Raw genomic sequence first — 24,272 nt, 5'->3', positions numbered from 1 at the left:
CCGTGCTGCGCACGGCTCCTCAGGATGAGGCCGGGAACGGCAACCAGAGACAAAAAGCCGTTAGTAGACATCGCGCTGATACCGGCCGGCTTTTGCGAGCCCGTCAAGCCACGCCTTCGCTTCGGCCGCGCTCTTGCCGCCCTCCGTCGTCGCAATATCGAGCAGGGCCATCTCGACGTCCCTGGCCATGCGCTTGGCGTCGCCGCAGACATAGAAGTGTGCGCCCTGCTCAAACCAGGCCCAGAGTTCGGCCGCGCTCTCGCGCATGCGGGTCTGGACGTAGATCTTCTCGGCCTGGTCGCGCGAGAAGGCGAGATCGAGCCGGGACAGCACGCCCCGACGCTGCCAGTCCATGATCTGGTCCTCGTAGAGAAAATCCGTCGCGCGCTTCTGATCGCCGAAGAACAGCCAGTTCTTTCCGGAAGCGCCGCGCGCGTCGCGCTCCTCGAGGAAGGCGCGGAACGGCGCGATGCCGGTACCCGGCCCGACCATGATGGCGGGCGCACTATCGTCGGCCGGCGGCGCGAAGCCGTGGGCCTTCTGCACGAACACCGGAATGACGTCGCCCGGCTTGGCGAAATCGGCGAGATAGCAGGAGCCGATGCCGGTGCGGGTGCGATCGTTGGTGTCCCAGCGCACGGCCGACACGGTGAGATGGACTTCACCCGGATGCGCCTTGGGCGACGAGGCGATCGAGTAAAGCCGTGGCTGCAGCCGGTCGAGCGACTTCAGCAGGCCGGGCAGCGAGGGCGAGACCGAGGGAAAGGCCTGCAACAGGTCGAGGAGATCGGCCTCGGCCAGCTCAGGCGGCCCCTCGCCCGACGCCAGGGCCTGGAGCTTCAGCGCCTCCTCGCCGTCGAAGGCGCGACTCGCCAGGAACAGCATGCACTCGTCGCTCGGCCGCGCGATGTCGACCTTGCTCAGCAGGACCTGTCGCAACGGCAGTGCCTCATGGTCGAAGCCCACCATCTCCTCGCCGGTGGCGCCAAGCCGGTCGAGCACCGCCTGCACGAGCTGCGGATTCTTGCGGGCGAAGACGCCGAGACTGTCGCCCGCCTCGTAGGTCATGTCGCTCGCCGACAGGTCGAGCACGACATGACGCACGTCCTTCTCGGAGCCGGCACGGTTCAGCGGATGGGCATCGACCAGGGTGGCCAGCGCCGGCCGGTCGCGCGAGAAGCCGACCGGACCGGCAGGTTTCACCGACGGCGCGGCCATGGCCGAGCCGTCGCGCATCGGCTCCAGCGCGGCGACCAGCTCCTTCACCTTGCGCTGGGTTTCCTTGCCGCCCGGCACGCAGCGGCCCATGTCGGTCTCGGCACCGGACCACACGGCTTCGGCATAGGTCTGGCAGAGATAGCCGCACTGGCCGCAATCGAGCTGGGCCATCGCGGCCATGAGTTGCCGTTCGGGCTTCTTGTCCTTGGCGAGTTCCAGCCGCTCGGCGAGCGGCAGTGCCGCATCGTGCCAGGGAAAATCCTCCGGCTCGGCGGGCGCCGATGCCGCCTCGTCCGCACTCCCGCCGCCGTTCACGCCGAGATAGGCGGCAAAGAAGCCGTTCAGCCAGGCGCGCTGCTCCGTCGAGAACGGCGCGTTCTCGGGGATGATCTGCGGGACGGGCGTGAGGGCGTTCATGCCGCGAGCGCCATGACGGGCGCACGCTCGGCCAGATCGCGCAGAGCCGCAATCTCATGACGGCGGCAGAATTCGAAGAACGACTCGCTCGCGGACTCACGATGCATGAGGTAGCCGGCCAAGAGCCTTTCGAGAAGCGGCGGAAGCTCGTCGAAGGCGATCGAGGTCGCGTATTCGCGTGCCATCGCCTGCTCGGCCGTCGAGGCCGCGCCGCCGCCGATGAAGACGTGGTAGCCCTCAACGCTGTCCTCGCCGCGTTCGACCCTGGCCGCGATCAGGCCAATGTCGCCGACATAGTGCTGGGCGCAGGAATGGTGGCAACCGGTGAGATGGATGTTGATCGGCGTGTCGATGCTGAGCCGCATCTCGAGATAGTCTACGAGCTTCAGCGCATGCCCCTTGGTGTTCGACGCCGCGAACTTGCAGCCGGCATTGCCGGTGCAGGCGACGAGGCCGCGCCGCAATGCGCTTGCCTCGACGCCGAGTCCGAGGGCCGCGATGGCGGCGATGCAGACACCGACGTCGCGGTCGGACACATCGGAGATCAGCAGGTTCTGCCACACGGTGAGGCGGATCGTGCCGCTGCCGAAGCGCTCGGCGATACCGGCGATACTGCGCATCTGCTCCGCCGTCATGCGGCCCACCGGCAGCACTAGGCCGAGATAGTTGAGGCCCGCCTGCTTCTGGCGATGCACGCCAATGTGGCCATGCTTGTCGGCCAGGGCGCGGGGCGCTACCTCGGCACCCGCCGCACGGCGCAGCCTGGCGCCATATTCCTTCTCGACCTCGGCCACGAAGGCGTCGCGGCCCAGGCGGTCGATCACATATTTCATCCGCGCCTTCTGGCGGTTCGTGCGGTCGCCGTGGATCGCGAACGCCCGCACGACCGCACCGGCCACCGTCACGCACTCCTCGGGCTTCAGCAGGATCCCGGTCTCGAAGGCGAAGTCGAGATGGCCGGTGATGCCGCCCAGCTGCAGGCGGAAATAGATGCCGGGCTCGAAGCCTTCGCCGCCGGTCACTTCGGTCGCGACGAAGCCGATGTCGTTTGTGTCCTCCAGCACGGGGACGCGCCCGCCGCCGTCGAAGGCGATGTTGAACTTGCGCGGCAGGCCATACATCTCCCGGTGATTGAGGATGTAGTGATGCATGGCGCGGCACAGCGGCCGTGTGTCGTAGAGTTCCTGGCGATCGATGCCGGCGGTCGGGCTGCCGGTGATGTTGCGGATGTTGTCGGCGCCCGAGCCGCGCGCCGTCAGCCCGAGATCCTGCACGGCAAGCAACAGGTCGACGGCATGGCGTGCCGGAATTTCGCGGATCTGCAGGTTGGCACGGGTCGTCACGTCGGCGTAGCCGCCGCCGAAGGCTTCCGCCGCGTCGGCGAGCCCGCGCATCTGCCAGGCGTTCAGGATACCGTTGGGGATGCGCAGCCGGCACATGAAGGAGTTCTCCGCCGGCGCGACGTAGAAGAGCCCGTGATACTTGGTGAGAAAGACGTCCATGCCCTTGGGAAACTGCCCGGCCTCGGCGCGCCCCACCAGCTCGTCCCAGCGATCGAGCGGATGGCGCGCCCGCTTGGCCGCTTCCTCGGCAACCAGCCTGCCGCCCGCGGCAACGGCGCGATCCTGGGCGGCCTGCTGCAGGGCGTCGGGCCCGGTCGGCGGGCCGGAGGATGCTCCTCCAGGCACGCGCGTCGCGAGTTTGTCCGCCGCCTTGCGCGCCTCGATGCCGCTGACGAAACCCTGCAGCCACTGTTTCTGGGTCTCGTCGAACTCTTTGCTCATATGCCTCCCCATTCAAATGGGGAGGCGTCGCCGTATGACGGCGACGCCTCCCCCGCTGACGGGGGAGAAGAACTGCTAGGCCGCGGCACGGGCCGGCACCCGGTGACGGGCGTAGAGGAATTCGAGCACCGCGGCACGGCAACGCGCATATTCGGCGTCGGTCGCGAGTTCGAGCCGGCGGCGCGGCCGCGGCAGATTGATTGGCAGGATCTCGCCGATGGTGGCGGCGGGACCATTGGTCATCATCACCACGCGGTCCGACAGCAGCACCGCCTCGTCGACATCGTGGGTGATCATCATCACCGTGTTGCCGAGGCGCGCATGGATCTCCATGACGCTGTCCTGGAGATGAGCCCGGGTCAGCGCGTCGAGCGCCCCGAACGGCTCGTCCATCAGCAGCACCTTGGGCTGCATGGCGAGCGCCCGGGCGATACCGACCCTCTGCTTCATGCCGCCCGACACTTCGTGCGGCCGTTTGTCCTTGGCCTGCGCCATCTGCACGAGCTCGAGATTGTGCATGACCCAGTCGTGACGCTCGGCCTTGCTCTTGGTGCCGCCGAACACCTTGTCGACCGCGATCGCAATGTTGCCGTAGACGGTGAGCCACGGCAGCAGCGAGTGGTTCTGGAACACGATGGCGCGATCCGGGCCGGGCTCGTCGACCACCTTGCCTTCGAGGAAGACCTCGCCGCTGGTCGACTTCAGCAGGCCACCCAGGATGTTGAGCAGGGTCGACTTGCCGCAGCCCGAGTGGCCGATCAGCGAGACGAACTCGCCCCGCTCGATTCGCAGGTCCACGTCGCGCAGCACTTCCGTCGCCATCTGGCCACGGCGGAAGCTCATCCCGATCTGGTCGAACTTGAGGTAGGGCTGTGTGGTCATGGCCTGTGCTCCTACTGCGCCGAGACGCCGTGCGAGACGAAGTGACCGACCGTGGCGATCAGCTTGTCGAGCAGGAAGCCGACGATGCCGATATAGACCAGGGCCACGATGATGTCGGAGATGCGCGAGCTGTTCCACGCGTCCCAGATGAAGAAGCCGATGCCGACGCCGCCGATCAGCATCTCGGCCGCGACGATGGCGAGCCAGCTCAGGCCCACGCCGATGCGCAGGCCGGTGAAGATGTAGGGCACGGTCGCCGGCAGCGTGATCTTGTAGAACACCTCCCACCAGGAGAGCCGGATGACCGCCGCGACGTTGCGATAGTCCTGCGGGATGTTCCGCACGCCCACCGACGTGTTGATGATGATCGGCCAGATCGAGGTGATGAAGATCACGAACAGGGCCGACGGGTCGGCATGGCGAAAGCCCGCGAGCGACAGCGGCAGCCAGGCGAGCGGCGGCACGGTGCGCAGCACCTGGAAGATCGGATCGAGGCCGCGCATCGCCCAGGTGCTCTGGCCGACCAGCACGCCGAGCGCAATGCCGACGACGGCGGCGAGACTGAAGCCGATCGCGACGCGCCCCAGGCTCTTGGAGATCTGCCAGAAGGCGCCCTTGTCGATGCCGCCATTGTCGTAGAACGGATCGGCGATGAAATCCCACGCATCCGCCACCACCTTGGTCGGCGGCGGCAGGCGTGCGCCCGGCTCCGAGCAGAGGAGCTGCCAGACGAACAGCGTGAGCGAGAGCACGATGAGCGGCGGCAGCACGACGCTCACGACATGCCGTGCGATCTCCATCGCGCGTTCCAGAGCCGGCCGCACGGGCGGCCGGAAGGTGACGATCTCGGCCGAGGATTCCGGAACCGGGACGGCGTTGGCCACCGAGACGGTCGCCGCCGAGAGGGTGGCCTTTGCAGCGGCCTGCATCACGCCACCTTCTTGATCTGAAGCGCCGCGAGATAGGCCTTCGGGTCGGCCGGGTCGAAGACCTTGCCGTCGAAGAAAGTCTCCTTGCCGCGCGACGTGCCGGCCGGCATCTGGTTGGCCGCGACGCCGATGGCCTTGGCGGCCTCGCGCCACAGATCCTCGCGATTGACCTTGCCGATGATCGCCTTGGTGTCGAGGTCGGCGGCCATCATACCCCAGCGCTGGTTCTCGGTGAGGAACCACAGCTCGTGGCTCTGGTAGGGATAGGAAGCGTGGTCGCGCCAGAACTTCATCGAGAGGTCACGATTGTCGATCTTACGACCGTCGCCGTAGTTCACCTTGCCTTCGATACGGTTGATGATGTCGGCCGGCGGGCAGTTGAACCACTGGCGCTTGCCCACGATCTCCGACAGCTCCTTCGCGTTCTCGAGCTTGTCGCACCATTGCGCGGCTTCGAGGACCGCCTGCAGGACGGCCTGCGCCGCCTTGGGATTCTTGTCGACCCAGTCGGCGCGCATGCCGAGACTCTTCTCGGGATGGTCCTTCCAGAGGTCGCCGGTGGTGCAGGCGGAGTAGCCGATGCCCTGGTTGACGAGCTGCTCGTTCCACGGCTCGCCGACGCAGAAGGCCTCCATGCTGCCGACCTTCATGTTGGCCACCATCTGCGGCGGCGGCACGACGATGGTCGAGACGTCCTTTTCGGGATCGATGCCGCCCGCGGCCAGCCAGTAGCGGATCCACATGTCGTGGGTGCCGCCGCGGAAGGTCATGGCGCACTTCACTTCCTTGCCGCCGGCCTTCATCTTGGCGAAGGCGGCCTTGAGCGGCTCGGCATTGACCGTCGCGCCGGTCGGCATCAGCTCCTTCGCGACCGAGATCGCCTGGCCGTTCGTGTTGAGGCGCGACAGGATGTACATCGGCACCGGCTTGTTCTCCGGCGTCGTGAGGCCCAGCGAGATCTGGTAGGGCTTGGGCGTCAGGATGTGCGCGCCATCGATGCCGCCCGCCCCGGAGCCCAGCACGATGTTGTCGCGGGTGGTGCCCCAGGAGGCCTGCTTGGCGACGTTGGCGTCGGTGATGCCGTACTTGTCGAACAGCTTCTTCTCCTTGGCCACGATCAGCGGCGAGGAGTCCGTGAGAGCGATGAAGCCCAGCGTGACCTTGTTGGTCTCCGGTCCCGCGGCCTGCGCGAAGGCGCCGCCCGGAAAGGAGGCACGCACTGCGCTCATCAGGGCCGCGGTGGCCGCCACGCCGGAGGCGCTCTTCAGAAGGTCGCGCCGTCCCAGGCCTTTGCGGCCGTTCCTAGTTGCCATGCTTGCTCTCCTGCTGTTTGAAGGTCGTTGAGATTTCATTGCTAGGGTCGAACACCGACCCGTCGAGGAAACTGTCGGGGCCCATCGCGACCGGCGCGCCGTTGGTCGGGAGGATCCACGGATCTGGATGCGCTCCCTCGACCTTGCGGTCGGTGAGCGGGCACGGCAGGCCAAGCTGGCTCGCGGCGGCGCGATAGATGTCGCTGCGGAATACGCGATCGGCGACGGCGCGCATGTCCGGGCGCGGCGCGACCTGGCCCCAGCGCACCATCTGCGCCAGGTACCAGTCGGCGTGGCTGCGCCACGGGAAGTTGGCGAGCTGGCGGTGGAAGATGTGGAAGTCCGGCAGGCTGAGCGACCGCGCGATCACGTCCACCGGCACATTGAGGAAGCGCGGCGTCGACAGGATGCGCGCCGCCTCGGGCCGGTTGGCCGGCTCGTCGAGCCAGGCGCCGGCTTCGGTGATGGCCTTCACCAGCGCGATCAGCGTCTTCGGATTGCGCTGCGCCCAGGCCTCCGTCGCGCCGAGCATCTTTTCCGGCATCGAGTCCCAGATCTGGCGGCTGCTTGCCGCGATGCGGCCGATGCCGAGCGAGGCGGACTGCTGGTTCCACGGCTCGCCCACGCAGTAGCCGTCGATCGTGCCGCCCGAGAGGTGGGCCACCATGTGCGGCGGCGGCACGACGGTGAGCCGCACGTCGCGGTCGGGATCGATACCTCCTGAGGCCAGCCACAGGCGCAGCAGGTGGTTGTGCGAGGAATAGGTGAAGACCGACGCGAGCGTGACAGGCGGCCGGCCCTCGCGGGCGCGGCGGGCGACGACGGCAGCCAGCGCGCGCACGTCGAGCGGCGCGCCGGCCGGCAGGTTGTCGCCCACGAACTCGGGGGCGACTTCCCCGATCTCCCGCCACAGCCCGTTCGACAGAGTGATCGAGTTGCCGTTGAGATGCAGCGTCATGGCCGCGATCATCGGGACGTTGACGCTGTCGATGCCGAGCGTCGTGGCGAGCGGCATGGGCGAGAGCATGTGGGCCGCGTCGAGCAGGCCGACCGCGAGTTTGTCGCGGATGTTCGACCAGGAGACTTCGCGGCGCAGTTCCACTTCGAGTCCGTGGCGCTCGTAGAGGCCGAGGACCTCCGCGAACAGAACGGGCGCGCAGTCGATGAGGGGGATGAATCCCACCGTCACCTTCGGTTGCTCGACTTGACCCACGACGCTCGACTCCAAAAAAAAGACGCCCCAAGCGGCCGCATGATCTGCGACCGCGTGGGACGTCGTTGTCCGGGAAGGCAGACCGCCATTGGCCTGCCCGAGAATTCAGGAGCCGCCCGTCATTGGGCGCCTCGCCGATAGAGCAGCAGGAAGTGTGCCAAGAGCCCAAGGCGGTGCCGCCTTTTGGCAAGTGTCTGATTCAACTATGAAAGTGCGGATGTCTCCGCGAATCATCCCTCTGGATACGTATTATTGCCTGCCCATGAATGCAGCATGATCGCCAAAGAGGCAGGCAATTGTGTCGATCAGAACTTGAGCGCCTTCGCGTAGGTCAGGAGATCCTGCGCCACTTCGCCGATGCGCTTGTTCTGGTCCATGGCGAGCTTGCGCAGCAGCTTGTAGGCGGCTTCCTCGCCGATTCCCTTCTGCTCCATGAGCAGGCCCTTGGCGCGATCGACGGTCTTGCGCTCGACCAGCGACAGGCGCGCGCGCTCGAGCTCCTCGCGCATCGTGTGATAGCGATTGAAGTGCGCGACCGCGACGTCGACGACCGGTTGCACCCGATCCTGCGTCAGGCCCTTCACGACATAGGCCGAGACGCCTGCCTCCATCCCGGCGGCGATCGTCGCCGGATCGGAACGGTCGGCGAACAGCGCGATCGGCCGCGGCTGCTGCTCGGTCGTGCGTCGCAGATCCTCGATCGCGTCGCGGCCGGGATTGTCGATGCTGATCACGATGACATCGGGTTGCAGAACGCTGACGCGCGCTGCGAGGTCGTAGGTGCCGTCGAGCCGCGCCAGCAACACGTAGCCGGCATCCCGCAGGCCGGATTCCACGATCTCGGCGCGGGCGGGATTGTCGTCGATCAGGACTACGGACAAAGGTTTCGACACGGGCGGCGGCTGCAACTCTCTTGCAACCCGCGGGGCGCAACTTCCGTGCCACCGATGTTAAGGCGCTGATTCCACGAGCTTTCCCGCTGCCCAGCGCCCGGCCCGCACCTTGCCCTCGGCGTCGGTGTACTGGCCATAGCCGTTGCGCTGCCCGCCGCGGAACTCGCCTTCGTAGCGCTCGCGCTCGCCGATCCGTTCGACGCCCGGCCCGTCGAGAAGGTCGCTATGGAATTCGCCGCCCTGCACGCCGTTCGGCTCGGCGAGCGTGCGCCTGACAGCGAGGCCTTCGAGGCGGCCGCCGACGAAGTTCCCTTCCGACCGCTCGACACCCGGCTTCTCGCGAAGACCGAGCCCGGTCGACTTGCCGTCCTTCCATTGGCCCGAATAGCGCGTGTCGTCGGCCAGCCGAACCGTGCCGAGACCGTTCATCAAGTCGGCGCTCCAGTCGCCGGCCTGGCGTTCGCCGTTACCCAGTTCGGCAACGCCCAGTCCCTGGCGCTTGCCGTCGACGACCTGGCCGATGTAGCTCGCGCCCCCGTCATAGGTGAGCCGCTCGCTGTTCTCCAGATCGGGACGCGCGGCCCGCGCCGCCACGATGCGCGCCTCGCCCGCCATGGCGCGCGCTGCCCGCGCCGCTTCCTCGGCGCGCTCGAACATCGCCCGTGCTTCGGTCGCGGCGCGCTGCGCCTGATCGACGAGCGCCTTTTGCGGCGATGTGTCGGGGGCAACGACCGGTGGCTTGGTTGCCGCGGGCGTTGTCGCCGGCGGCTGCACGGGTGTCGGCGTCGCGGCCGCTTGAGAAGGCTCCTTCGGCGTGGCGATCGGAATGGGCGGCGGCAGGGTCGCCTGTGTCTCGACCATACCGAAAAACCGCTCCCGGATTTGCGGCGCGTATTTCCAGGCCGCGATGGCGCCCAATACCAGCAGGACGATCGGGAACCGTCGGCGAGCGAATCCCTTTCGCCGCGTAGCCGGAGGGTCGACTTCAGTCTCCTCGGTCGCCGGCCGGCTCGCACCGCCAAGGCGCGGCGCCGGCGAACCGGCCGGGGCAGGTTCGATCATCATGCGCTGCGTCGGCGCATCCTCGACCTTCGGCAGCGAACCGCCAAAGAGAATCCGCCATTCGGCAATCGATTGCGGCCGCTGCTCGGGCGCGAAGGCCAGGCCGCGATCGATCGCCGACAACAGGGACGGGTCGAAGCGATCGGCATGGGTCGACGCGAGCGGCCGATAGGGATCCGTGCCGACGCGGCTCACCGCCTCGGGCGGCGCGGAACCCGAGATCGTGTGATGCAGCACCGCCGCCGTCGCATAGATGTCGGTCCACGGCCCCTGCTTGCCGTCCATCGCGTACTGTTCGATCGGCGCGTATTGCGGCGTCAGGATGCTGGTCAAAGTGCGCGTGCGCCCGCCCATCGCCTGTCGCGCCGCCCCGAAGTCGATCAGGATCGGCACGCCGTCGCGGCGCACGATGACGTTCGACGGCTTGATGTCGCGGTGCAGGAAGCCCTGGGCGTGCACGGCGCCGAGGCCGCTCAGCATGCCTTCGGCCAGACGCCGGATCTCGTCGGGCTGCAGGCGCCGGCCGGGCTGGCGCAGGAGCTGCGCGACGCTGGGACCGTCTTCGAATTCCATGACGGTATAGGCCGTGCCGTTGGCCTCGAAGTAGCGCAGCACCGGCACGATGTGGACATGACGGAACCGCGCCAGTGCCCGAGCCTCGTCGAGGAAGCGCTCGCGACCCCAGGTGAAATCGTCGGCGAAGCGCGAGCCGCGCGGCGCCACCTGACCATCGGCCCGGCGGGTCGCGAACTCGACCGGCATGTATTCCTTGATGGCGACGAACTTGGCGAGCTGGGTGTCGAAGGCCCGATAGGTGATGCCGAAGCCGCCATGCCCGATCAGGGCGTCGAGACGGTAATCGCCCAGTCGCGTGCCGACCGGCAAAGCTTGATCGTGTTCTGCTGTCATGGGCACGCGCAACCTCGGCCCCTAGATGCGCGCTCAGGGGCAGCCGCACAAGCGGCTGAAGAGGGATTAGCGGCTGGCGTCCGAGGCGATGAACGACCGGAGCGGGCCAGCGTCTCGCATTTCGGGCATGAGTTGCATGATCATGAGCAGGACGCAGAGGCCGATCGCCGTCAACATCGTGGCAGGGCCCGTGCGCAGATAGGGGGTGGGCGTCGAGGCCCGTCGCTCGTCCGTCATGTCGGACAACTCCAAAAAAATCGACTTCGCAAAAATAAAGACGGCCCGAACGGCCCTGAAAATGGGCCAAGCCTGAGGCGAAGGATAAATCAAACCGCCTCAAAAATCCAACAAACCATGGAATCACAAAGGTTTAATACATGATGTGAAGAACAAAAGTGAACCCCACAAGTCGTGGCGTAGGACTTGCGTCACAAGTGAGATCTAAGATCGGCCGCGAACTCCGGCCCCAGCCGGGTTAGGATCGTTTCATGAATACAGTCCCACGCGACAATGTCAGGACTCTGGTCCTGACCGGCGCCAGCCGAGGTATCGGCCATGCGACCGTCAAGAAATTCAGCGCCGGCGGCTGGCGGGTCATCACGATCTCGCGCCAGCCCTTCAGCGCGCTCTGCCCGTGGCCGAGCGGCGGCGAGAACCACGTTCAGCTCGACCTTGCCGATCCAGTCGATATCGGCCGCGGCATCGAGCAGATCCGCTCGCGCCTCGCCGGCGGCCGGCTCGACGCCCTGGTCAACAACGCGGCCATCTCACCCAAGGGCAAGGGCGGCGCAAGACTCGGCGCCATGGATACGCCGTTCGATCTGTGGCGGCAGGTGTTCAACGTCAACTTCTTCGCGCCCGTGGCGCTGGCCCGCGGCCTGGTCGACGAACTGTCGAAAGCGCAGGGCTGCGTGGTCAACGTGACCTCGATCGCCGGCAGCCGCGTCCATCCCTTTGCAGGCTCGGCCTACGCCACCTCCAAGGCCGCGCTCGCGGCACTTACCCGAGAGATGAGCCACGACTTCGGCCCGCGCGGCATTCGCGTCAATGCGATCGCACCCGGCGAGATCGATACCGCGATCCTGTCGCCCGGCACCGAGAAGATCGTCGAGGAGCAGATCCCGATGCGGCGGCTCGGCACACCCGACGAGGTGGCGGACGTGATTCACTTCCTTTGCGAGAAGGGATCGAGCTACGTTTCCGGCGCCGAGATCCAGATCAACGGCGGCCAGCACGTCTAGGAGTTCGCGATGGACAGCACGATCACCAGCCTGAAGGGCGAAACCGGCCGCGACGCGCGACGCCGCATCCGCAATGGCGGCCATCGCCTGCCGACCTCCGGCATGGCGCCGGGTTATGTCCAGGGCAACCTCGCGATCCTGCCGAAGTCCCTCGCGGCCGACTTCACACGATTCTGCATGCTCAATCCCAAGCCCTGCCCCCTGCTCGGCCAGTCCGAACCGGGCGACTGGCGCCTGCCGACCCTGGGCGAGGATCTCGACATCCGCACCGACATCCCGCTCTACCGCGTCTGGAAGAACGGCGAGCTGGTGGAAGAAGTCACCGACCTCAAGGGTGTGTGGCGCGACGATCTCGTCTCCTTCGTGCTGGGCTGCTCCTTCTCGTTCGAGGAAGCGCTGATCGAGAACGGCCTCGAGCTTCGCCATCAGACCTGCAACAGCAACGTGCCGATGTTCCGCACCAACATCGAGTGTGCGCCGGCCGGCCCGTTCCATGGCCCGATGGTCGTGTCGATGCGCCCCTTCAAGCCGGCTGACGCGATCCGCGCCGTGCAGGTGACGACGCGCTTCCCCTCGGTGCACGGCGCGCCCGTGCATCTCGGCAAGCCCGAGATGATCGGCATCAAGGACATTTCTAAGCCCGACTACGGCGATGGCGTGCCGGTGCGCGACGACGAACTGCCCGTCTTCTGGGCCTGCGGCGTCACCCCGCAATCGGTCGTGGCGACGGTGAAGCCCGAGTTCTGCATCACCCACGCGCCGGGCTACATGCTCGTCACCGACCTGCTCAACTCGCGCCTGGCTGTCCTCTGACGATGGCGCGGCTGGAGTTCGAAGGTCACGCCAAGGGCGCGGTCGAGAAGGTCGCGGTCGACATCAAGGACCTCGTCATCGCCGGCTGGACCGGCCGCGACGTCACCGCACTCAACCACCATATCGAGGAACTCAAGGCGATCGGCGTCCAGCCGCCGTCGCGGGTGCCGATCTATTATCGCGCGGCCGCTCAGATGCTCACCCAGGCCGATCGCATCCAGGTTCTGGGCGACGACAGCTCCGGCGAGGTCGAGCCCGTGCTGGTCGGCGCCGCCGACCGGCTCTGGGTGACGGTGGGCGCCGACCATACGGACCGCAAGGTCGAGAGCTACGGCATCGCCGTCTCCAAGCAGATGTGCGCCAAGCCGATCGGCCGCGTCGCCTGGCGCTTCGAGGAAGTCGAGCCGCACTGGGATCAACTGATGCTGCGCAGCTTCGTCCAGGAAGGCGGCAGGAAAGTCCTCTACCAGGAAGGCCCGCTGGCCAAGATTCGCGATCCGCGCGAGTTGATCTTCGCCTGGAAGGACAACAAGCGCCTGCCCATGGGGACCGTGATGTTCTGCGGCACCATGCCGGCGATCGGCGGCATCCGGTCCTCGTCGCGCTTCGAGATGGAGCTCGACGATCCCGTGCTCCATCGCAAGATCACCCACGCCTACGACGTCGAGACGCTGCCGATCATTGCCTGACGAACGACGGCGATCACCATGAGAGCAGGGTGATCGGTCGCAAGGAGCTATAAAATCAGGAGGTGGCGCGGAAAGGTCGTGAGGTATTCCGCACCCTGTTCCGTCACCAGGACCATGTCACCGATCGACGCGGCGCCGACATTCTCGATGAACAGGTTGGGATGAAGCTCGAACAGCATTCCAGCCTGGGCGAGAGCCGGCTTGCCGGCCACGCGCCCCCCTTCATAGGGTTGCGGAAAATCGCTCGTGCCGGCCGGGTCTTCGTAGCTGTGACCCAGCGCATGGCCGGAGCGAAACTGGAAGACGCCTTCCTCGGCTGGAGCAACACCCGCATTGCCGACGGCCGAAATCTCGGCGTTCGGCCGCAGGCTGTCGAACATGGCTGCGTGCATGGCGGCGACGCGCGAGAAGATGCGCTCGGCATCGGGGGTGCTGCGTCCGATCGCGCCGGTGCGGATGGCGTGCCCCCAATGCCCGTGCAGAATCAACATGATGCCGAGGAGAACCTGATCGCCCTCTCGCGGCACGTTGTAGTTCTCGTCGCGACTGTAGCGGCAACGGTCCGGCACCGGGGCGACCGTCAGCCAGGTCTTGCACAGCTCGCAGCCGCGCGAACGGGCATGATGTTCGAGTTCGGCCTGAATTTGGAAGACGGCCTTTCCCGTGTGCAATGCCGGTCCGAGCCGTTCAAAGATCTCGTCACAGATGCGTCCGGCTTCGCGATGATAGGCAACCTCGACCGCGTCCTTTGTCGCGCGCCGTCGCGCCAGTTCGGGCGAACAGTCGATCCAGCCGGAAGCCCCGGCATTCGCCAGTTCGTCCCAAACCGCCATGGGGATTTCCTCGCGCCCGACAATACCCACCCGGCTCGCTCCTGAAGGCAGCAGCGCAAGGACTTCCTTCGCGAGGCCCGGGCCCTTTCCGAACCGCACATCGCTTATCCAGGCTTCTTCGCGTGCGCGCATGACCGAGAAGACGTTGCCGACGGCGAGGCTCGGAACTCCCTGCGCCGGCAGCACCAGGACCGACTGCGCATACTCGGCATCCCAGTCCAGGAGATAGCGCAAATTGCCATGGCTGCGCGTGGCCATGGCAAGCGCGCTGCCGTGGCCAAAGACCACCAATGCCTGCAGGCCCCGCTCGACCATCCAGGCTTGCAGCGAGGCCAGGCGCGCCTCCAGGACGGCGCGCGGCACCGGCCTGGTCGGGTCGCAGGACACGGCGGCGTCGGTTGGTTGAACTTGCATCGTCATCGCGGTCCCCTTGCGTCCGTACCGATCCAGGATGTCGGGCTTTGTCGCGCCACCCTGAAGCCTCACCGCGTCGAACGTCCAGCGCCTTGTAAGCGGCACGCTCCTTGCTGCCGTACGGAGGCCTGATCATCACAGTGAAGAAGGTGAAATGAACACGTTTCTCCATCGACGTGCCTTCCTCGCGGGAAGCGCCGCACTGGCTGCCGGCCCGGCGTTTGCGGCGACATTCCCCGATCGGACACTGAAGCTGGTCGTGCCGTTCCCACCGGGCGCCGGAACCGATGCGACCGCGCGCATCGTGGCCCAGAAACTTGGAGAAGTTCTGCGGCAGACAGTCGTGGTCGACAATATCGCTGGCGCCAACGGGCTCATCGGCATGAAGGCGGTGGCGAAGGCGGCACCCGACGGTTACACGCTGGGCGTCGCCGTGCCCGGACCGATGACCATTGCACAGTTCATGTTTCCGGACATGCAGTACGATCCCGAGGCGGACTTCGTCCCGGTGATCAAGATCAACGAAGCCCGTATCGGCCTGGTGGTAGCCAAGCATATAGAGGCCGACACCTTGCAGGACCTGATTCGCCTGATCCGGGAGAAACCCGGCAAGATCAATGCCGGCAATGCGACGGTGGGCTCGGTCCATCACCTGATCGCAGAAATGTTCCGTATCCAGGAGAAGCTCGATTTCATCTTGGTCAACTACAAGGGTGGCGCGGGAGCGCTGAACGACCTGATCGGCGGCCACATCGACTTCATGTTCATCGGGCTGTCGACCGTCACATCCCAGGTAAAGAACGGCACGCTCAAGGCGCTGATGGTGGCCGGTGACTCACGCAGTTCGATCCTGCCCGATGTGCCGTGCAGCCGCGAACTTGGCATTGCGGGGCTGATCGGAGCGCAGTGGCAGGGTATCGTGGTGCCCAAGGGAACACCGCCTCAGGTGGTGGAGGTCCTGCACGCTGCGTTGTTGCAGGCGCTGCGTTCGCCCGATGTGAGGGAAAAGCTCGAAGCCATCGGCACCGAGGCGACGGCCGGATCGGCGGACGAGTTCGCGGCCTTCCTGCAGGCCGAGCGCAAGCGTTGGGGACCGGTGATAAAGACGGCCAACATCAAAGTGGAATGAAATTCTGCGGTGGGCTTGGCGACAGCCCTCGGGGCGGAAGACGGTCTGCTTCGCGAAGACGCATGGCTCGGCTGCAGGTCGGGCCTTGCATGAACGGCGTCGCTAAACGTACGTTCAGCGCCTTCGGGAGGAACAAGTGACCACGATCAAGGGCGCCTACGACGGCATTACCGTTCTCGACTTCACGCAGGGCATTGCGGGGCCGCACGCCTCCATGCTGCTCGCGCTGCACGGCGCCGACGTCATCAAGGTCGAGCCGCCGGAAGGCGACTGGGGCCGCGCACTGGGCGAGCTCAAGGGCGACCATTGCGCCCATTCCGTCGCCTTCAACCGCGGCAAGCGTTCGATCGCACTCGATCTCAAGTCCGCCGACGGCATCGAGGTCGTGAAGAAGATCGCCGCCAAGGCGCATGTGGTCATGGAGAGCTTCCGTCCCGGCGTCATCTCGCGGCTGGGCTTCGGCTACGAAGAAATCAAGAAGATCAATCCCAACGTGATCTACTGCTCGGTGTCCGGCTTCGGCCAAACCGGCCCCTACAGCAAGCGTCCGACCGTCGATGGCCTGATCCAGGCATTCAGCGGCATGATGGTGATGAACCGGATGCCGGACGGCACGCCCTGGCGGCAGGGCATGATCGCCGTCGACGTGACGACCGGCCTCTATACCTTCCAGGCGCTGTCGACGGCGCTGATGCGCCAGTTCCGGTACAACGAGGGCTGCTTCATCGATTCCAGCCTGATGCGCGCCGCCGCCGCCTTCCAGGGGGCCAAGTTGATGGAATGGGTGTTCTCGAAGGGCAACCCGCCGGTCCTCTACATGCCGGCCGGCAGCTACAAGACGTCGAACGGCTACATCATGGTGAGCGCCATGCGGCCGCACCATTTCCGCCTGCTGTTCGAACTGATCGGACGCCAGGACATCGCCGACGACCCCGACCTGCAGAGCCACGAGAGCCGCATCAAGAATGCGCCCAAGATCATCAAGGCGCTGAACGAGACGATGCCGACCAAGACGACCGAGGAGTGGATCGCGATCCTGCAGCCCAAGGACGTGTTCTGCGAGCGGGTGAACAACTACCAGGACTATCTCGACCATCCGCACGTCAAGGAATCGGGCGCGATCGACTGGATCGAGCAGGACGGGTTCGGCCGCATGCCGGTTGCCAACATCGCAGGGCTCCCGCCGGCCTCGCAGCATGCGCCGCAGCAGCACGCCCCGCATGTCGGCGAGGACGGTCCGGACATCCTCGGCGAGCTGGGCTACGGCGCCGCCGAGATCGACGCGATGCTGGCGCGTGGCGGCGTGCGGGCGCCGGTGCCGGCCGTCAAGGCAGCGGACTAGCTGCGAAACGTTCGACGTCGCGGCGGCTGCACAGCCGCACGACGCGCTTCTCTCCGGCCAGCGCTTCGCATTCCCTCGCGAAGCGTTCCCGATTGAGGCGATGCGTCTTCAGCGCATAAAGCAGGATGGAATTCCGGCTGAGGAAGGCATTGGAGAGGGTCTCGCGATTGCCGGTGCCCCACAATTCCTCGCGGGTGACGGCGCGTTTCACCGTCCGTCGCAGCAGGCGTCCCATCACCAGCGGCAGGGGCAGGTCGAGCCAGACCAGCGTGTCGGCCGGACGCCATACGAGGTCGCGCACTTGGCCGTAATTGCCGACGACGATCCAGCCGTCATCGCTGGTCTCGCGCTCGACGCGATGACGAAACAGGTCGACCGGCGCAGGCTGCCAGTCGCGCCCCCAGAAGAGCGCATCGAGTTCGACGACGCGCAGGCCGGCGCGCTCGGCGAGGCGCTCGGCCAGCCAGCTCTTGCCTGATCCCGTCGTTCCGAACACCGCCACCCGTCGCATGGACAAACTCTAGCGCCCGCGGCAGCCGTCCCGCAGGCACGCTTTTCGCCACACCCAGGCCCCGCCGCCCCGGTTGCCGCATCGCGGCGGATCGGGGACAGTCGCCTATGCATATCGGACTCATTGCCGGCATCGGACCGGCCGCCACCGACTTCTACTACCGAGGCCTGATCGAACGGCACGTCGCCGGCGGCGTCCCGCTCGATCTCACCATGGCGCATGCCGACGTCCGGGAAATGAGCCGCAATCTCGTCGGCAGGAATCCGAAGAGACAGGCCGAGATCTTCGCGGGCCTCGTCGATCGCCTGAAGGCGGCCGGCGCCCAGGCCGCCGCCATCACCTCGATGGGCGGCCACTTCTGCGTGAACGAACTCATGGCGATCTCAGCCCTTCCGGTGCTCAACGCCATCCCTGCGGTCGACGCAGCGCTGGCCAGGGGGCGGTTCCGGAGGATCGGCATCCTGGGCACGCGCACCGTGATGGAGACCAGACTCTACGGCGGCATCCCTTCGGTCGAAGTCGTGCCGACGGAAGGCGCGGCCCTCGACCAAGTTCACGAGACCTACGTCGCGATGGCGACGATCGGACACCTGACCGAGGCCCAACGCCAAGTCTTCTTCGAGGCCGGTCGCGCGCTTTGCGCGCGCGGCGCCGAGGCGATCATGCTAGGCGGCACCGACCTCTTCCTGGCCTTCGCCGGACACGATCCCGGCTTTCCCGTCATCGACTGCGCCGACATCCATGTCGACGCGATCTACGCCCAATCGGCCGCCTGACGGCCTGGAGCAATCACATGGCCGAAGACACCCGCCCCCGCCGCTTCGCCGTCCTGATCGACGCCGACAACACGTCGCCGCGCATCGCTGCCGGCCTGTTCGAGGAGATCGCCAAGTTCGGCGAGGCGAGCGTGCGGCGCATCTACGGCGACTTCTCGAGCACGCGCCTCAAGTCATGGGCCGAGATCCTGCAGAAATATGCGATCGACCCCTACCAGCAGTTCGCCTACACATCGGGCAAGAACGCCTCCGACATTGCACTCGTGATCGATGCGATGGACCTGCTGCACAGCCGGCGGTTCGACGGCTTCTGTCTCGTCTCTTCCGACAGCGACTTCACCCGGCTCGCTTCGCGCCTGCGCGAAGAGGGAGCCGACGTCTACGGCTTCGGCGCGCAGAAGACGCCCGAAAGCTTCCGGCAGGCCTGCCGGCGGTTCATCTACACCGAGAATCTCCTGCCCGAGGCCGCGGTAACTGCGCCCGGCGAGGGCGCCGCTCCGAATTCCCTGCAGCCTGCCAGCGCCGCCATTCCCTTCCTGACGAAGGCGATCGCGCAGATGGAGACGGAAGACGGTTGGGTGAGCCTCGGCGCGGTCGGCCAGCGCCTCGCCAACATCGCCTCCGACTTCGACCCGCGCACCTACGGCTTCCGCAAGCTCAGCGACCTCATCCGCAAGACTGGCGCCTTCGACATGGAGCAGCCGGACGGACGAACCGTACGGATTCGTGCCAAGCCGCCTCAGCCCCTTGCGGAAAGCGCCCCCACCCGTAGTCGCAGCCGCGGCAGGGGACGAGGCAGGGGAGCCGCTTCCGCCGCGGCGCGGCCACAATCGGCTTAGCCGCCAAAGATTCGCAGCGCTGGGCCACTTCGCTCGTTGCTTTTGCCCAGACCGCCCCCTAAGCCGGATTTGCGGTTGCCGACGCCCGCGCCTCTTCTCAAGGAAATTCATTCGTTTGAGCACCTCTCCGGAAGCCGCCGGCCGGCGCGCGCAGATGGCGAAAGCCGCCCGCGCGTGGCCCCAGGTCCTGGCGCGCTATCGCCAGCCCAGCAACGGGCGCAGCATCTTCGAGATCGCCGTCACGGTCGTGCCGCTTGTCGCCCTGTGGACGCTGGCCTGGGCGACGCTCGACATCGGCTATTGGCTGGCCCTGCCGCTGGCCCTGGCCGCCGCCGGCTTCATGGTGCGGCTGTTCGCGATCCAGCATGATTGCGGGCATGGCGCCTTCTTCCGTCGGCGCTCTGTGAACGACTGGATCGGTCGCATCGCCAGCGTGCTGACCCTGACGCCGTACGACGTGTGGCGCCGCACGCATGCGACCCATCACGCCAGCACAGGCAATCTCGACAAGCGCGGCCTCGGAGACGTCGACACGCTGACGGTCGAGGAATACCGCGCCCGCTCGATGTGGGGCCGGCTGCGCTATCGACTCTATCGCCATCCGCTGGTCATGTTCGGTCTCGGACCGGCCTATCTGTTCATCGTGCAGCATCGCCTTCCGATCGGCCTGATGCGCGATGGCTGGCGGCCGTGGATCAGCACCATGGCGAACAACCTGGCGATCCTCCTCGTAGCGGGACCGCTCATCTGGCTGGTCGGCATCAAGGCCTTCCTGCTGATCCATCTTCCCGTGTTGCTGGTCTCCGCCTCTGTCGGCGTCTGGCTGTTCTTCGTTCAGCATCAGTTCGAGCACACGAAGTGGGACAATGATCCCGACTGGAACCTGCACGAGGCCGCCCTGCACGGCAGCTCCCACTATGATCTGCCGGCCTTCCTGCGATGGCTGACCGCAAACATCGGCATCCATCACGTCCATCATCTCAGCAGCCGCATCCCCTACTACCGGCTGCCGCACGTGCTGCGCGACCATCCCGAGCTGCGCGATGTCGGGCGCCTGACCCTGACCCAGAGCTTCCGCTGCGTGCGCCTCGTCCTGTGGGACGAGACGCAGCGTCGCCTCGTGTCCTTCCGCGAGGCCCGCGCCTCACGCGTCTGACGGGCAGCTCTTCAGCAGGTTGGCCGCCGCCGGATCGCCCGGCGCCAGTGCAAGGCATTCCTCGAAGCAGGTGCGCGCCGCCGCGACGTCATGCCGGAGCAGGGCCTCGACCCCGCGCAGCAATGGCTCGCGCGTCCTGAGCTTGGCCTCGCGCTCCGGCGGCGGGTCGCGGTCGAACACCTCGAACAGCACCACCGGTCGTGTCTTGCCCCTGACCACCACGACATCGAGGGGACGGATCGCGTAGGCGCCAGGGTCCGCCAGATGGTCGTAGGTGTACTGCGAGATCAGCATGCGGACATGATAGACCTTGGTGAGACTCTCGATGCGCGCGGCCAGGTTCACCGCATCAGAGATCACCGTCCCGTCCATGCGATGCAACTCGCCGATGGTGCCCATCATCAGTGAGCCGGTGTTGATCCCCGTGCCGATGGCCACCGGCGCCAGGCCCTGCGCCGCGCGGCACCCATTGAAGCCTTCCAGCGCATCGAGCATGGCCAACCCCGCACGCACGCCGTCGTCCGCGTTCTCGAACAGGGCCATGATGGCGTCGCCGATATACTTGTCGATGAAGCCGCCATTGTCTCGGATCACCGGCCCGACATGCTCGAGATAGGTGTTGATGAACGCGAAGTTCTCGTCCGGCGTCATCGTCTCCGACAGCGCCGTGAAGTTGCGGATGTCGGAGAACATGATGGTCATGTGCTCGCGCTTGTTGTCGCCCAGCGCCACCGAGACGATGTTCGGCTTGCCGATCTTGGCCAGGAAGGCTCGCGGCACGAACCGTTCGATCGCCAGGTTGGTCTCCCGGAGGTCGTTGATCCGTGACCGCACCGAGTCCCGCATCGAGGCGAAGCTGCGGGCGAGATGCCCGATCTCGTCGCGCCGGTCGGTGTTGGCGATCGCATGATCGAGGTCGCCGCCCGCGATGGCGCCCGCCTCGCCGCGCAGGTTCAGGATCGGATCGATGATCCGCCGCTGCAGCAGGCGCGAAGCCAGCCAGTAGACGAGCGGCAGCATCAGGGCGAGCACGGCCATCGAGCTGACGAAGACGTGCATCACGGCCTCGCGGGCAAGCGAGAGGTCGTAGGTGACCTTGCGTATCACCGTCAGCGGGCTCTCATCCTTGATGACGTCCGCCCTGTTGTAGCGGCTGTAGATCGTGACATGGCGACCGGCCGGGTCCGGAACCTGGAGTCGCCCTTCCTTCAGAACCTCGGCAGCCAGCAGGGGGGCGAGCTTCTCGCCGGTCCGGATCAGGGACCAGGTGCCCGACGAATTGATCAGGTAGATGTCGACATCCGTCACATAGGCATTGGACTGGACGGCATCGGGAAAGTAGTCCTCAAAGAAGTACTGGCCCATCCAGCCGAAATCGCTCTGTTTCAGCGTGGTTCGCACGTCGGTCGACGCCTCGATGACGTAGTCCTTACCTGGCGGGCCATAGTACGTGTAGGTCCTGAGCGTGCCGGTCACCGACGACAGGTCGATGCCGTCGCTCATCACCCTGCCCTTGCCGAGCACCGAATCGAGGAAGTCCGAGAAGCCTCCCTTCGGGAAGGCGAGCCCCTTGTCGTAGGCGAGGTTGGTGTTGAAGACCCTGTGGTCCCGATCGATGAAATAGATGTGCTCGACGCCGTACCGGGCCGACAGGGCGTTCAGCTCGTCGATCGTGAGGTCGGCGGCCGGGCGGCCGGTGCGCTCCACGTCCGCCTCGATCTGAGGCATCACCTTCGCCATGATCGCGGTGTTGCGCCGATTCTCGCTGCGCAGCATCGTCTCGAAGACGTCGAAGCGCTGGCTGAGGCTGGTTTCGATGCGGCGCAGCTCCTCGTCCTGCAGCCTCGACACCAGGCGGTACATGGCGAGCGACGCGACGATCGTGGCGCCGAGACTCACCGCGATCAGAACCGTGAGCAGAAAGAGACCGACCTTGCGCTTCATCGAAGGTCCCCACCTCCCATTCTTGTCATCCTGAGCGCAGCGAAGGATCTCACGCCAGCAACGCAGTGCTTTGGCCGTCCGCCAGGTCCTTCGTTGCGCTCAGGACGACAGTTGGCAACTGCTCTCGCGACCCGTCAGGTATTCTGCCACAGCCGCGTCGTATAGGCGCCCTCGACATTGGCATCGATCTGGGCGGCGACGGCTTCGCTCTCACCGATGCGCGGCGCGATGATCTTGCCGAACGAGATGCGGCCGGGTGCCGGCCATGCCTTCGGGTCCCACAGCTTGGCGCGCACGATCGAGCGGGCGCAGTGGAAATAGCAATGCTTGATGCGGACACGGGTCGCCAGCAGCGCGGGCTTGCCCAGCGAACTCAGCGACGCCACGAGTTCCGGGTCGTCGTGGATCTCCGCGGTGCCGGAAATGCGCAGCGTCTCCCCGGTCGCCGGGACCAGCGCAATGATGCCGATCTCACCGGTATCGAGGATGTTGTTCAGGCCGAACGCCAGGTTGTTGCCCACCCGCTCGGGGATCAGCAGCGTCTTCGGATCCTCGACCCGGATGAAACCCGGCTCATCGCCCTTGGGCGAGACTTCCACGGTGCCGTCCGCCGACGTCGTGCCGACCAGGGCGAAGGGGCAGCGCTTCAGGAATTCGATCGACTGCTCGTCCAGCGAGTCGAGGATCTTCACCCGGGTGGCCGGCCGCGGCTCGGCAATGATGCGCCGCAGCTCTTCCTTCGTGCTGATGCGAGCCATGAGACAACTCCTTCGAAACGCGTTGGCCGCAACATCCGCCACTTGCGAACGACTTGCAACCATGGCCGCGAAGGGGCCTCAATCGCCCCACCGCACGTCAGGTAAAATGCGGCGCCACCTCGAGCATGAAGCGCTGCATCTGCTCCTTCACCATCGCATGCGGCTTCTGGCCGTAGTTGAAGTAGAGGATGACCTCGGCGACGCCGGCCGCCTCGACCTGCTTCAAGGTGTCGACGATGTGCTGCGGGCTGCCGCACAGGATCGACTTGTCGGTCAGCTTCTCCGGCCGCATGTCGCGCAGGATGTTCACGATCTCGACGAAGTACCTGTAGGTTGGCGGCACCTTCTCGCCCGACGACGAGGGAAAGGCAGCGATCAGCGCGTCCTGGAAGTAGCGGACCAGCGCTTCCTTGCCGTAGCGCTCCTCCTCCGGCGTCGAGGCGATGTGCACGAAGTAGGAGCACATGGCCCGCCGCATCGGCCGCTTGAATCCGGTCTCGCAGGTCTCGCGATAAACCCGCACCGCGTCGGCCAGCGAACCGTAGACCATGGCCGCGGCGAACGGCGCATAGATCACGTTCCAGTCGTTCCTGGCCGCCAGTTCCATCGACGGCCGCGAGAAACAGGCCACGTAGGGCCTGAGCGGGCTCTGGGCCGGCTTGGGCCGCACCTCGACATCGTTGAATTCGTAGAACCGGCCCTTGTGGGACCACTTGCCGGGCTCGGTCCAGGCGCGCCAGACGATCTCCAGGCCCTCCGCAAACAGCTCGGCGGAATCGTCGAACGGCATCTGGAACGGATCGTACTCCTTGCGGTCGTAGCCGCGGCCGGCGGCGAAATCGACCCGCCCGCCCGACAGGAGATCGAGCGTCGCCCATTCCTCGGCGACATGCAGCGGATGGTGGACCGGCAGCAGCGTCACGGCCGGCGCCAGCCGCAGCTTCGTCGTCGCGCCCGCCAGTTGCGCCAGCATCGCCAGCGGCGAGGCGTTGACGCCCAAAAGGTTGAAGTGGTGCTCGCCGATCCAGGCCGAGTTCAGCCCGACCTGCTCGGCCCACAGCGCCTCGGCATAGATGTCCTTGATGAAGGATTCCGGCGAGCGCGGATTGTTCGGGTAGCGGTTGTCGGACAGCGTGAAATAGCCGAATTGCATGGCGTTTCTCCGGACAGGTTCTCGTTCGTCGGGACGAATGGATTCTTCGTCGGG

Annotated in this window: 22 protein-coding genes; 8 read left to right on the top strand and 14 right to left on the bottom strand. The window is 66.2% G+C overall.

Annotated features, from left to right (window positions below):
• Positions 1-60 precede the first annotated feature (60 nt).
• The 9 genes from EPO41_RS13130 to EPO41_RS13090 form a co-directional block, all read right to left on the bottom strand.
• Entirely contained in the window at positions 61-1,635 is a 1,575-nt protein-coding gene (locus EPO41_RS13130; protein ID WP_296325728.1) for a sulfite reductase subunit alpha, read from the bottom strand.
• Positions 1,632-3,419, bottom strand: coding sequence for a NirA family protein (locus tag EPO41_RS13125; protein ID WP_296325727.1), 1,788 nt, complete (start codon positions 3,417-3,419; stop codon positions 1,632-1,634). The genes EPO41_RS13130 and EPO41_RS13125 overlap by 4 nt, the downstream gene beginning before the upstream one ends.
• A 75-nt stretch (positions 3,420-3,494) precedes the next feature.
• Positions 3,495-4,301: an ABC transporter ATP-binding protein gene (locus tag EPO41_RS13120; RefSeq protein WP_296325726.1), complete on the bottom strand. Its 807-nt coding sequence runs from the start codon at positions 4,299-4,301 to the stop codon at positions 3,495-3,497.
• A gap of 11 nt (positions 4,302-4,312) precedes the next feature.
• On the bottom strand, positions 4,313-5,230 hold the full coding sequence (gene ntrB, locus EPO41_RS13115; RefSeq protein WP_296325715.1) for a nitrate ABC transporter permease: 918 nt from the start codon (positions 5,228-5,230) through the stop codon (positions 4,313-4,315).
• The gene (locus EPO41_RS13110) at positions 5,230-6,543 is read right to left on the bottom strand and encodes a CmpA/NrtA family ABC transporter substrate-binding protein (RefSeq protein ID WP_296325714.1); all 1,314 of its coding nucleotides are present in this window, start codon (positions 6,541-6,543) and stop codon (positions 5,230-5,232) included. Before EPO41_RS13110 ends, ntrB begins: the two co-directional genes overlap by 1 nt.
• Positions 6,533-7,756, bottom strand: coding sequence for a CmpA/NrtA family ABC transporter substrate-binding protein (locus EPO41_RS13105; protein WP_296325713.1), 1,224 nt, complete (start codon positions 7,754-7,756; stop codon positions 6,533-6,535). The genes EPO41_RS13110 and EPO41_RS13105 overlap by 11 nt, the downstream gene beginning before the upstream one ends.
• 305 nt (positions 7,757-8,061) lie before the next feature.
• Positions 8,062-8,649 carry an ANTAR domain-containing protein gene (locus EPO41_RS13100; protein ID WP_296325712.1) on the bottom strand — a complete coding sequence of 196 codons (588 nt, stop codon included), beginning with the start codon at positions 8,647-8,649 and terminating at the stop codon, positions 8,062-8,064.
• 57 nt (positions 8,650-8,706) lie between these two features.
• Entirely contained in the window at positions 8,707-10,620 is a 1,914-nt protein-coding gene (locus EPO41_RS13095; protein ID WP_296325711.1) for a protein kinase, read from the bottom strand.
• Between the two features lie 66 nt (positions 10,621-10,686).
• Complete coding sequence (locus EPO41_RS13090) at positions 10,687-10,857, bottom strand: hypothetical protein (protein WP_296325710.1); 171 nt, start codon at positions 10,855-10,857, stop codon at positions 10,687-10,689.
• Between the two features lie 251 nt (positions 10,858-11,108).
• On the opposite strand from EPO41_RS13090, the gene EPO41_RS13085 reads away from it, so the two are divergent.
• The 3 genes from EPO41_RS13085 to EPO41_RS13075 are packed head-to-tail and all read left to right on the top strand — an operon-like array spanning position 11,109 to position 13,363.
• Positions 11,109-11,861 (top strand): SDR family oxidoreductase, encoded by a 753-nt coding sequence (locus tag EPO41_RS13085; protein WP_296325708.1) that lies wholly within the window; start codon positions 11,109-11,111, stop codon positions 11,859-11,861.
• 9 nt (positions 11,862-11,870) lie between these two features.
• Positions 11,871-12,674, top strand: a complete 804-nt coding sequence (locus tag EPO41_RS13080) for a putative hydro-lyase (protein WP_363246967.1) — start codon at positions 11,871-11,873, stop codon at positions 12,672-12,674.
• Between the two features lie 2 nt (positions 12,675-12,676).
• A complete protein-coding gene (locus EPO41_RS13075) occupies positions 12,677-13,363 on the top strand; it encodes a DUF2848 domain-containing protein (protein WP_296325706.1) in 687 nt (228 codons plus the stop codon).
• 47 nt (positions 13,364-13,410) lie between these two features.
• Here the strand turns inward: EPO41_RS13075 and EPO41_RS13070 are convergent, their stop codons facing one another.
• Positions 13,411-14,559 (bottom strand): M24 family metallopeptidase, encoded by a 1,149-nt coding sequence (locus EPO41_RS13070; protein ID WP_296325704.1) that lies wholly within the window; start codon positions 14,557-14,559, stop codon positions 13,411-13,413.
• Between the two features lie 205 nt (positions 14,560-14,764).
• Here EPO41_RS13070 and EPO41_RS13065 point away from each other — a divergent pair, with 205 nt between their 5' ends.
• Both EPO41_RS13065 and EPO41_RS13060 read left to right on the top strand, forming a co-directional pair.
• Positions 14,765-15,739, top strand: coding sequence for a tripartite tricarboxylate transporter substrate binding protein (locus EPO41_RS13065; protein WP_296325703.1), 975 nt, complete (start codon positions 14,765-14,767; stop codon positions 15,737-15,739).
• A gap of 136 nt (positions 15,740-15,875) precedes the next feature.
• Positions 15,876-17,081 carry a CoA transferase gene (locus tag EPO41_RS13060; RefSeq protein ID WP_296325700.1) on the top strand — a complete coding sequence of 402 codons (1,206 nt, stop codon included), beginning with the start codon at positions 15,876-15,878 and terminating at the stop codon, positions 17,079-17,081.
• On the opposite strand, the gene EPO41_RS13055 is transcribed toward EPO41_RS13060, so the two are convergent.
• A complete protein-coding gene (locus EPO41_RS13055; protein WP_296325698.1) occupies positions 17,065-17,592 on the bottom strand; it encodes a DUF87 domain-containing protein in 528 nt (175 codons plus the stop codon). The two genes, EPO41_RS13060 and EPO41_RS13055, sit on opposite strands and share 17 nt — an antisense overlap.
• A 107-nt stretch (positions 17,593-17,699) precedes the next feature.
• On the opposite strand from EPO41_RS13055, the gene EPO41_RS13050 reads away from it, so the two are divergent.
• The 3 genes from EPO41_RS13050 (at position 17,700) to EPO41_RS13040 (ending at position 20,363) form a co-directional block, all read left to right on the top strand.
• Complete coding sequence (locus tag EPO41_RS13050; RefSeq protein ID WP_296325696.1) at positions 17,700-18,368, top strand: aspartate/glutamate racemase family protein; 669 nt, start codon at positions 17,700-17,702, stop codon at positions 18,366-18,368.
• 17 nt (positions 18,369-18,385) lie between these two features.
• A complete protein-coding gene (locus EPO41_RS13045; protein ID WP_296325694.1) occupies positions 18,386-19,207 on the top strand; it encodes an NYN domain-containing protein in 822 nt (273 codons plus the stop codon).
• A gap of 154 nt (positions 19,208-19,361) precedes the next feature.
• Positions 19,362-20,363: a fatty acid desaturase gene (locus EPO41_RS13040; RefSeq protein WP_296325931.1), complete on the top strand. Its 1,002-nt coding sequence runs from the start codon at positions 19,362-19,364 to the stop codon at positions 20,361-20,363.
• On the opposite strand, the gene EPO41_RS13035 is transcribed toward EPO41_RS13040, so the two are convergent.
• The 3 genes from EPO41_RS13035 to EPO41_RS13025 all read right to left on the bottom strand — a co-directional run bounded on the left by EPO41_RS13035 (position 20,352) and on the right by EPO41_RS13025 (position 24,218).
• On the bottom strand, positions 20,352-22,307 hold the full coding sequence (locus EPO41_RS13035) for an adenylate/guanylate cyclase domain-containing protein (RefSeq protein WP_296325693.1): 1,956 nt from the start codon (positions 22,305-22,307) through the stop codon (positions 20,352-20,354). The genes EPO41_RS13040 and EPO41_RS13035 overlap by 12 nt on opposite strands.
• Before the next feature lie 134 nt (positions 22,308-22,441).
• Positions 22,442-23,065 (bottom strand): MSMEG_1061 family FMN-dependent PPOX-type flavoprotein, encoded by a 624-nt coding sequence (locus EPO41_RS13030; protein ID WP_296325691.1) that lies wholly within the window; start codon positions 23,063-23,065, stop codon positions 22,442-22,444.
• A 97-nt stretch (positions 23,066-23,162) separates the two neighbouring features.
• Positions 23,163-24,218 (bottom strand): LLM class flavin-dependent oxidoreductase, encoded by a 1,056-nt coding sequence (locus tag EPO41_RS13025; RefSeq protein WP_296325689.1) that lies wholly within the window; start codon positions 24,216-24,218, stop codon positions 23,163-23,165.
• Between the last annotated feature and the right edge of the window lie 54 nt (positions 24,219-24,272).

Source organism: Reyranella sp. (assembly GCF_004297265.1).
Taxonomy (GTDB): domain Bacteria; phylum Pseudomonadota; class Alphaproteobacteria; order Reyranellales; family Reyranellaceae; genus Reyranella.
The sequence above is the reverse complement of the archived record's forward strand: the minus strand, read 5'-3'. Positions and strand labels throughout refer to the sequence as shown.